This window comes from Candidatus Acidulodesulfobacterium acidiphilum, from assembly GCA_008534395.1.
GTDB classification, from domain to species: Bacteria; SZUA-79; SZUA-79; order Acidulodesulfobacterales; family Acidulodesulfobacteraceae; genus Acidulodesulfobacterium_A; species Acidulodesulfobacterium_A acidiphilum.
The window spans coordinates 1-9,370 of the sequence record SHMQ01000053.1 but is presented as its reverse complement, the minus strand read 5'-3'; the positions used below and the strand labels follow the sequence as shown (position 1 = coordinate 9,370).

General features: G+C 39.9%; 11 protein-coding genes. 6 read left to right on the top strand and 5 right to left on the bottom strand.

The window, feature by feature from the left end; translation table 11 throughout:
- The 5 genes from fliF to EVJ48_09970 all read right to left on the bottom strand — a co-directional run.
- On the bottom strand, nucleotides 1-535 hold a 535-nt coding region (gene fliF, locus EVJ48_09990), incomplete at its 3' end, for a flagellar M-ring protein FliF (protein ID RZV36801.1).
- Nucleotides 536-613: 78 nt separating this feature from the next.
- Complete coding sequence (gene fliE, locus EVJ48_09985) at nucleotides 614-961, bottom strand: flagellar hook-basal body complex protein FliE (GenBank protein ID RZV36800.1); 348 nt, start codon at nucleotides 959-961, stop codon at nucleotides 614-616.
- A 191-nt stretch (nucleotides 962-1,152) separates the two neighbouring features.
- Nucleotides 1,153-1,545 (bottom strand): flagellar basal body rod protein FlgC, encoded by a 393-nt coding sequence (gene flgC, locus EVJ48_09980; GenBank protein ID RZV36799.1) that lies wholly within the window; start codon nucleotides 1,543-1,545, stop codon nucleotides 1,153-1,155.
- A gap of 79 nt (nucleotides 1,546-1,624) precedes the next feature.
- Nucleotides 1,625-2,056 (bottom strand): flagellar basal body rod protein FlgB, encoded by a 432-nt coding sequence (flgB, locus tag EVJ48_09975; GenBank protein RZV36798.1) that lies wholly within the window; start codon nucleotides 2,054-2,056, stop codon nucleotides 1,625-1,627.
- A 363-nt stretch (nucleotides 2,057-2,419) separates the two neighbouring features.
- The gene (locus EVJ48_09970; GenBank protein RZV36797.1) at nucleotides 2,420-3,598 is read right to left on the bottom strand and encodes a hypothetical protein; all 1,179 of its coding nucleotides are present in this window, start codon (nucleotides 3,596-3,598) and stop codon (nucleotides 2,420-2,422) included.
- 136 nt (nucleotides 3,599-3,734) lie between these two features.
- Here EVJ48_09970 and EVJ48_09965 point away from each other — a divergent pair, with 136 nt between their 5' ends.
- The 6 genes from EVJ48_09965 to EVJ48_09940 form a co-directional block, all read left to right on the top strand.
- On the top strand, nucleotides 3,735-3,974 hold the full coding sequence (locus EVJ48_09965) for a hypothetical protein (GenBank protein ID RZV36796.1): 240 nt from the start codon (nucleotides 3,735-3,737) through the stop codon (nucleotides 3,972-3,974).
- Nucleotides 3,958-4,227 carry a type II toxin-antitoxin system RelE/ParE family toxin gene (locus tag EVJ48_09960; protein RZV36795.1) on the top strand — a complete coding sequence of 90 codons (270 nt, stop codon included), beginning with the start codon at nucleotides 3,958-3,960 and terminating at the stop codon, nucleotides 4,225-4,227. Before EVJ48_09965 ends, EVJ48_09960 begins: the two co-directional genes overlap by 17 nt.
- Before the next feature lie 13 nt (nucleotides 4,228-4,240).
- Nucleotides 4,241-5,845, top strand: a complete 1,605-nt coding sequence (locus EVJ48_09955) for a sigma-54-dependent Fis family transcriptional regulator (GenBank protein RZV36794.1) — start codon at nucleotides 4,241-4,243, stop codon at nucleotides 5,843-5,845.
- Nucleotides 5,846-6,165: 320 nt separating this feature from the next.
- A complete protein-coding gene (locus EVJ48_09950; protein ID RZV36793.1) occupies nucleotides 6,166-6,879 on the top strand; it encodes a hypothetical protein in 714 nt (237 codons plus the stop codon).
- Nucleotides 6,880-7,197: 318 nt separating this feature from the next.
- Entirely contained in the window at nucleotides 7,198-9,003 is a 1,806-nt protein-coding gene (locus EVJ48_09945) for a flagellar hook-basal body complex protein (GenBank protein RZV36792.1), read from the top strand.
- 105 nt (nucleotides 9,004-9,108) lie between these two features.
- A partial coding sequence (locus EVJ48_09940) for a hypothetical protein (GenBank protein ID RZV36791.1) occupies nucleotides 9,109-9,370 on the top strand: 262 nt, incomplete at its 3' end.

The following is a 9,370-nucleotide window of genomic DNA, read 5'->3' as shown; positions in this document are numbered from 1 at the left end:
ATTTGACGATTACCGACGCTTTTGCCGGCGTCCTTCTCGTAACGAAAACGGATTGTCTCGGCAGTACTATAAGCACCCTCGAATATTTAATGCTGTTAATCTGGTCTATAGTTCTTTCAAGTTCGCCCTGCAGAGCCCTTTGATAATCCACGTGCTGCATAAAATCGGTCATTCCTATCTGAACTTTGTCGAATATGGAAAAGCCTACGCCTTCCTGCCTCGGAAGACCTATCGAAGCGAGTTTTAGTCTCGTTTTATAAACGTCGCTTTTAGGTATAAGAACGGTTTTACCCCTATTTCCAAGCTTATAAGGAATATTGTAGGAATGAAGTTTACTGATTATTTCGGATGCGCTCGTTGCGTTTAAATTTGAATAAAGCACGCCGTATTTAGGCGCGGTAGCGTAAACCGCCGTTAAATATATGGCTATAGCTACCCCTGCCAGGACAAGGACGAAGACTATCTTTCTTTCGATGGAAAGTTCCGTAAAAAAAGTCTTTAACTGCGTACCTAATTCTTTAAAATTTGCTGCCATTTAATCCGAATTGAGAATTGTAGTATTGTTTACGTATATAACGGTATGTATTTATAATATATATTTATATGGAAAATTTTATACCTGCATTTGCATAATAGTATTGTAAGCCGTGACTATTTTATTCCTTACCTGCATCATAAGTTCGAAAGAGTCGTTAGCTTTTTCCATATCTATCATTGCCTGATGTATATTTGAAGATTGACCCGTCGCTATAGCTTCGGCCGATTTATCTGCCGTATTTTGCAGTTCGTTGACTTTATTTATAGAATTTAAAAGAGTGTCGGCAAAAGAACCGCTTCCGTTATCAGACTGTACGGAACCGCCGCCGCTTCCTAATATATTATTGGGATTAAGCTCTTTAATCTCCGACGCGGGATTAAGTCCCGCCAAATCGCCGTTTCCTATTCCTATCGGTATCGCCATTATAAATCGAACCTCCTTTTTAAAACTTTATTTAATTAATAAAAATAAAATAAAAGACCTTTAAATAATATTAAACATGCTTAATGCTTAATTTCTATAGTATGAATTAATTAATGAATTCATTAAGTCGTTAACATCTTTTATTTAATTATATCATATTTGCATAAAGCATAATATATTTATGTATTTCCCTAAATTTGTAAAGACGACTGCGACATAGCTTTCGATTCCGAAATAACTTGAGCGTCCGCCTGATAAGCCCTTGTAGCGGATATCATATCTACAAGCTCCCTTATAGCCGATATATTAGGGGTTTTAACGTATCCCGCTTTGTTTGCGAGAGGATTGCTTGGGTCGTATTTTTCTGAAAACGGATTTTTAGCGTTTTCTATTTTTTCCACTTCTACGCCGAAATAGTTTTTAAATTTGACGGTTTTAAACAACGGCTCTTTTTTTACGTAAGGCAGTCCGTTTCCGGCATCGTCGGTATTTATGTTCGCAAGATTGGATGAAATTACGTTCATCCTTATTCTTTCGGCGTTAAGTCCCTCCGCCGCAATTTTTAATGATTCGTTAAACCCCATAAGTTACTTCCTCCTTTCCATTCTTCGTTTTACCGCCGTGCATGAATTTAATTCCGACTCAGCGACAATAATTACACAGTTACGGCATAGTGTTGTCTATGGCATAGGTAAGCGTAGCAAATTTTTTAGACAGTAATTTTGCAACAGCCTGAAATCTTATCGCGTTTGAAGTCATATCGCTCATCTCCTTGCCGAGATTTACGGTATTGCCGTCTAAAGCCGGCACCGTTTCGCTGTTTTGATTATGCACGAAAGATTTTATGTAATCCGACTGTTCTTCCGAGGACGAACCAGCCGCAAGGCCGCCGCCCGATAAATCTTTTTGCGACGTTGTTTTCATAGGCAGAGAATCCGCCGACGGAACGAGTCCGCGCATAACCTGCTCGAAGTTAAGCTCTTTCGCTTTATATCCAGGCGTATTGGCGTTTGCTATGTTGGAAGCAATAATGTTCTGCCTGTCGTCAAGCACGTTTAAACTGTCGCCGAGTATTCCGTAAATACTGCTGAACATTTTTAAATCCCGTTATTAATAAATGTTAATATTAAATATTAAAATTTAAATATTGCCTATTTAGGAAAATAAAAGGTCAATAATTGCTGTTTTCAGGAAAAGGTGTCAGATTAATTTTCCGCAATATTTTTCTCGATTATTGTTTTTGCGTTCAGGCGGAAAATAAAATCTGACACCTTTTCCTTTGACACCCTGTCAATATTTTAAATCTGACACCTTTTCCTTTGACACCCTGTCAATATTTTAAATCTGACACCTTTTCTATCACCTTTTCCTTTGATACCATTAACGAACTTTTTCTTTCCGTCAATATTTTCACTTTTAAAGAACAATTTTTTCCGTTTATATTTTTATATGCAAAAATTATGCCATACATGGGAGGAAGACGCTGATTTTTGCGCCGCCGGTTTCTTTTGAATTTTCTGCGCCGATGTATCCGCCGTGAACCATAACGTTGTTAAGGGCTATCGAAAGTCCTAAGCCGGTACCGCCGCTTTTTTTAGTCGAAAAAAAAGGGTTGAAAATATTTTTTACGACGTCATCCGAAAACCCGGGGCCGTTGTCTTCAAAATCGATGCGGATGTAGCCGCTCCCGTCTTCTCCGCCGGAAACAGCGGAAGTTCTTATTTTTATGATACCGTCAAAATTTTGAACTGCATGAGCTGCGTTAATGAGTATATTGACAAAAGTCTGCCCTATAAGATTTTCGTCTATTTCTAAAATAATATTTTCATCTATTTCCGTAATTACTTTCACGTTTTTTTCTTTTATTACATAGGAAGAGTACATAATGGATTTATTTACTATACAGGATAAACTGCATTTAGAAAGGGCGGGATTGACGGTTTTGGAAAATTCCAGAACGTTGCTTATGGTAGTATTCATATTTTTGACGGCGGATATTATATTGGAAATAATTTCCGCATGTCCGCCGTTTTTAATTTCTTTTTGCAGGATAGAAGCGAACAGTTCTATGGAACCCAGAGGATTACGTATTTCGTGGGCTATTTTTGCCGACATTTCGCCGAGTTCCGCCAGGCGTTTAAATTTTTTTATATCTTCAATGTTTTGAATTATAAATATCCGTCCGGCATTTTTTTTGTTGCTTCCGTGCACGGTTTTTATATATAAAAATACGGGAATAAATTTCCCTGAGCCGTTTTTATCGTCGCCCGATTTCATAAACTTTTCTACCGGATAAAAAACCTGTCTCGTAAAATCCGAAAGCGATGCCCCGTTAAAGAAAAACTTTAAAAACTCGTCAACCGGACGGTTCAAATAGTTTAAGTAATCGTACCCTCCGGTAAGTTCTATCAGGGACCTGTTAATAAATTTGATCGAATTATTTTCGTCTGTAATCATTATTCCGAGCGGTAGGCTTTCTATAACGGTATTCAGGTTTTCTTTTAAATCCTTAACCTGTTCTTCTAGGTTTTTATAATATTCGGAAAGTTTGAGGGAAGCCGCCTCGAAGGATTCGAATGCTTTTTTCAGGTCTTCGCCGGATATTGCTTCTATTTTATCATTATCATTTTGAACCATATAAAAATTTTATCATATTTTTTTTTAAATTACGATTGTCTTGCCATTATTTGACGTTATAATGTATTGATGTTATAATATTACTGAATAATAAATCAACTAAATATATATATTTATAAATTTTATAGGAGATAAAATGACGGCGGCTACCACTTTAAGACTTCCGGAAGAAAAGTTAAAATTAATCAGGGCTATAGCAGGTTATGAAAACAGGCATCTTTCCGATATATTCTTGGAACTTTCCGAAGAATATATAGAAAGACACAAAGAAACTCTTGAATTCTTGAACATACCTGGTTTTGCCAAGGAATGTCTGGACGGATTGGAAGAAATAAAAAAAGGCGGAGGAAAGACATTAATTGAACTGGACGATTAAGTTTTCTTCGGTTGCCGAAAAGCATTTTATTAAATTTGATTCCGACATAAAGAAAAGAATAAAAACTAAATTATCGGAACTGGGGTCTATTGAAAATCCGCTTTACCATCCTTGCGTAAAACCTCTTACCGGAGAACTTAAAGGATTTTACAGGTGTAGAATAGGAAATTACAGGATTATATTTTCACTGTTGAACGAAGAAAAAATTCTTGCGGTAGTGAACATAAGTTCAAGAGGAAATATTTATAAATAAATTGTATAATTTTATGAAAAAAAAAGAGCCTGACAGGATTTTAATAGTGGATGACGACCCGCATATGAGGTCTGCGTTAAGCCTAAGTCTTAAAAAGACGGGAAAAGAAGGCGATATTTTTGCTTCCGCTGAAGATGCTCTAAATTCTTTAAGCAAAAATTTAATCTTAGGCGAAACGGCTTTAGAAAGCGAAATTTACCCAAGCCCTTACTTTTTAATTCTGTCCGATTTAAACATGCCCGGTATGGACGGTATCTCTTTTTTAAAGGAAATTAAAAAATATCCTGTTTTTCAATCCGTTCCTTTTGTGATAATTACTGCGTACGGAACTATTGAAAGCGCCGTTTCCGCAATGAAAACGGGTGCTTCCGACTATATGCTTAAACCGTTCGATATTTCAGATTTTGAAAGAATAGTCAAAAATGCGGAAAAAATTTCCTACTCCGACATTTTTAAAAGGACGTCAAAGGATAATGCGGATGCCGTTAACTTTAAAGATATAAATTCGTCTAATTTTATATACAGGTCTGCGGCTATGAAACGGATAGACGAATATATAAAAGCAGTAGCCGCCGCCGATGCTACGGTGCTTATAACCGGAGAGTCCGGTACGGGAAAAGAAGTCGCGGCAAAAAGAATACACGAACTAAGCGGAAGAAAAGGAAGATTCGTCGCCGTCAACTGTTCCGCGATAGTGCCGACGCTTCTAGAAAGCGAACTGTTCGGCCACGAAAAAGGGGCATTTACCGGTGCCGTTTCTTTAAAGAAAGGAAAGTTCGAGCAGGCGGACGGCGGTACTATTTTTCTCGACGAAATCGCCGAAATGGATAAAAACCTTCAGGCAAAAATACTTAGGGCGCTTCAGGAAAAAACTATAGACAGGGTAGGAGGGGACGAACCGGTTTCCGTAAACGCAAGGGTAGTAGCCGCTACAAATAAAGACATAGAAAAAGCCGTGTCGGAGGGTAATTTCAGGGACGACCTTTTTTACAGGCTAAACGTAATCCGCCTGCATATGCCGCCGCTTAGAGACAGAAAAGAAGATATAATCGCGCTTGCTGAATATTTTACCTCTGTTTATTCAAAAAAATATTTCAGGGACGTTTCCGGCATTTCGGAAGATGCGCGGAAATATCTGCTTTCATTGGATTTTCAGGGAAATATAAGAGAACTGGAAAATATAATAGAAAGGGCGGTTATACTTGCACAAAAAGACAAATTTTTAGACGTCCGGCATTTCGGCAATTTTGAACCGGCGTTTTATGACGGTTTTAATTCAAACGGCAGAAACGCAGGCGGCAAGAGCGATGAAGATAAAAATATTGCGGATAATACAGATATTAGCGGCACGGGAGATGCTATAACGAACGTAACGGATAATAATGAGTCAGATTCTTTTAACGGTTCAGTTTCATCTCATGAAGTTGTCGAAAATAGAACGGCCGGCGACATCTTAAGCGGCTATGCAGGGCGCAGTCTCAATATTAAAGAAATGGAAGAAAAGCTGATTCTTACCGCACTTAAAGAAACAGGCGGAAATAAAACCAAAGCCGCCGAAAAACTTGGAATTACCTCCAGGACACTCAGAAATAAAATGAAAGAACTCGGTATCAATTAATTCGCTTTTTTCCGACGGTTTTTTCGCATTTAGTATGCGTCACGGAAAAAAAGTGTCCACGGAAAATATTTCGAAACGCAGAATTGGCAACGTAAAAAGGTGTCAGATTAATTTTACGCAACTTCTTGTATCGTTAATTGTTTCTTTTCGTATGCGTAAAATAAAATCTGACACCTTTTTCCTCATCTTTTTCTTTCATTAATATATCGTGGCACGAAGTTTGCATTAATAACACGTAAAGGCATAAAAACCTTAAAAATAGGAAAAGTTTTCCTATTAAAGTTTTATTAAGCATAAATTAAGCTACGGAGGGAATAAAAATGTCGGTAAATTCATTATTCGCGCCAACGACCGCTACAAACGCCAATACGGTTGCCTCGACTGCCGCAAGCGCAGCCGCTAATACGGCAAGTTCGTCCAATTCAAACAACAGCGGTCTCGTAAGCGCAACGACTTTTATGCAGTTAATGGTTCAACAGCTTCAAAATCAGGATCCGTTGAATCCTCAGTCGAGTTCGGCTTCGCTAGCGCAGCTTGCCCAGTTCGATTCGCTCAACCAGTTAAACACCGTCAATTCTAATCTTCAAACGCTCGTGGCAGACCAAAATCAGGCGACTCTTGGAAGTGCGGTAAATATGGTAGGCAAATCGGTTCAGGCAACCGGCAACGCATTCGGATATTCAAGCGGAAGCACTTCAAATTTAAGCTATTCTTTACCAAGCAATGCAAGTTCGGTCAGTATGGATATATATAATTCGGCTGGAAATCTCGTTTATAATACCAATCTCGGAGCGCAGAGCGCAGGCTCTCAGTCTTTTACCTGGGACGGAGCCGAAAACAGCGGACAGACGGCTCCTTCCGGCAATTATACTTTCTCGGTCGGCGCAACAGGTTCGGGCGGAACCGCAATTACGCCGTCAACCTTTACGCAGGCGACGGTAACGGGACTTTCGACTTCGTCTAACGGCGCGGTCCAGCTCGAACTAAGCAACGGCTCGACCGTTCCATTATCCAGCGTAACGAATGTCGGGTAGAGGCGCGATTATTAATGTAGATTAAAGGCGTCAAGGTTTTTCCTTTACAACTATTATGGCGGTAAAGGTTAAAGGTGTCAGATTTTATTTTCCGCCTGAACGATGGCAAAAATAATTGAAATAGTCTAGCGGAAAATTAATCTGACACCTTTAACCGATAAAATATTAGATAGTTATAAAATATTAAAAATATTAAAAACTATTATAAATAATAAAAATATGCCGATATAATATATAGGAAGTAAATTTTAACTTTCTAATTAATTTTTTACGAAATATTTCGATTTTTAAGTTATAAGTATAATGGAGGAATGAAAAATGGGCGTAAATGCGCTTTTTACGGCAGTGTCGGGATTAGATTCAAACCAGACTTATCTCGGCGTCATAGGCAACAATATAGCAAATTCTAATACTATAGGATTTAAAAGCTCGAATCCGATATTCGAAAACTTAGTCAGCCAGACTTTGAGCGGAACGTCGAACTCGCAGGAAGGTCTGGGAACCGACGTTTATTCTATTCAACAGCAGTTTACGCAGGGCGCTATGGAAAATACCTCCAATCCTTTAAATATGGCGATTGACGGCAACGGATTTTTTATAGTCCAGGCGCCTAACGGTTCGACTTATTACACGAGGAACGGCACCTTCAGCGAAAACGCGAAGGGTCAGATAGTAGATTCGACCGGACAAAACGTAGTTATGGGTTATGCGTTAAATTCCGCGGGAATTGCTACCGCCGGTACGCCCAGTCCTATTACCTTAAATACCGGCGCAATAGCGCCGCTGGCTACGACTACGGCTAACCTGACGGCAAATTTAGATTCGAATATTTCGCCGCAGGTAAGTACTAATACTACGGCATCCTCAGGCGCTAATAATATAGGTTTTATGGGCGGTTATATTACAGGAAACTATTCGGCGGGAGCTGGCGCTTCTACTTCAACAGCTATTAGCGTGAGCGATTTGAAATATACCGGAACGACGACAGGGGATGCTCCTACAAGTTTATTAATAGGCAACGGGGATGGAACTAGCAATTTATATAATGTGGCGAAGTATTTTGATAGTACTAAGAATAGTTGGGTTCCACCCTCCTCTGTTGCGACAAACGATGTTATTACTAAAGTAGAACTAAACTCTCCTTTGACCGGCAATGTTCTTCAAAACACTGCAATTTCTCAGCAAACTCTGGGGGTTAAATCTACAAGCGGAATTGAATCGGGTTCGGATATTCAAATTGGAGCAACTTCATCCACTTCCGGCGCTTATCAGTTCTTAAACACCGTAGCGAGCGTCAGTTCGGCAAACAGTACGGTAAATCTTTCTAATGCGATGCCTGTCGGAGATACCGCTAATTCATTTACACCAGGCGGTTCAGTTCTTGTCGGTTCTGCGAAGGATTACTATTCTACAACCATTAATGTTTATGACTCTCTTGGTAACGCTTTGCCTTTGACCGTTACTTTTGCGCCTGACGGTTCAACTTCAGGAGCATGGAATGTTTATTATTCAATTAACGGTACAGCCGCACAAAGACCTTCGCTCAGCACAACAGCAGACTCAAGCCCAGATATAAAATTTAATTCAAACGGTCAAATTACTGGTACGCCTTCGCTTACTTTAACAGACGTTCCAGCTTATGCAAGTGGATCTGGTCTCCCCGACGGCGCGTCTCAGCCTTTAAATATAGCTTTAAACCTAGCAAACGTAACCCAGTACGCCGCTCCGTCCGCTACTACGGCTTTTACCCAGAACGGCTATGCGACTGGAACGCTTACCAGCTTTACGGTTGACAAAGACGGTAAAATTTCGGGACAGTATTCTAACGGGCAGACTCAATATATTGCCCAGTTAGCCCTTGCAAACTTTATCGCTCCGACGGGACTTACTTCGGAGGGCAACAGTCTTTACGCGCAGACTTTTGCGTCCGGCCAGCCCGCTGTGGGAGTCGCAAATTCGGGAAATTTCGGCTATATTACGGATTCGGCGCTTGAACAGTCCAACGTCGATATCTCATCTGAGTTTACCAATATGATAGTGGCGCAGAACGCCTATGTTGCCAACTCTAAAGTGTTGACTACGGAAAATGCCGTATTGACGGCACTCGAAACTGCCGTTCCGTAAACATATTAGTCATCTTTTAAAAAAATATAAAAAAGGTGTCTATAAAAAAGGTGTCAGATTTATTTATTTTTCAAATAATAATAAACAATATAAAATAATAAAACTATGCTTGGAAATATTGCTTTGAATTTATCGGTAGATGCAGGACTTTCGTTGGTAAACGACGTTATGAACGCCGTTTCGGGAAGCGCTTCCGGTCAGCCGCTTTCTTTGTCCAGCGGTGCCGGTACCGGTTACGGTTCGTCGGGTTTCGGCGGGCAGGGGTCGTTCGGCGAAATGCTCGGTAACTCTATAAGCGGCTTGTCTAATGCCGCTTCTTCCGTTTCGGACGGCGGTCAAAATCAAGGCGGAGCGTTTCAGTCTGCAG

Coding starts and splice junctions, on each gene's coding strand:
- fliE (RZV36800.1), bottom strand. CDS start 961: ATGGCGATACCGATAGGAATAGGAAACGGCGATTTGGCGGGACTTAAT.
- flgC (RZV36799.1), bottom strand. CDS start 1,545: ATGGGGTTTAACGAATCATTAAAAATTGCGGCGGAGGGACTTAACGCC.
- flgB (RZV36798.1), bottom strand. CDS start 2,056: ATGTTCAGCAGTATTTACGGAATACTCGGCGACAGTTTAAACGTGCTT.
- EVJ48_09970 (RZV36797.1), bottom strand. CDS start 3,598: ATGGTTCAAAATGATAATGATAAAATAGAAGCAATATCCGGCGAAGAC.
- EVJ48_09965 (RZV36796.1), top strand. CDS start 3,735: ATGACGGCGGCTACCACTTTAAGACTTCCGGAAGAAAAGTTAAAATTA.
- EVJ48_09955 (RZV36794.1), top strand. CDS start 4,241: ATGAAAAAAAAAGAGCCTGACAGGATTTTAATAGTGGATGACGACCCG.
- EVJ48_09950 (RZV36793.1), top strand. CDS start 6,166: ATGTCGGTAAATTCATTATTCGCGCCAACGACCGCTACAAACGCCAAT.
- EVJ48_09945 (RZV36792.1), top strand. CDS start 7,198: ATGGGCGTAAATGCGCTTTTTACGGCAGTGTCGGGATTAGATTCAAAC.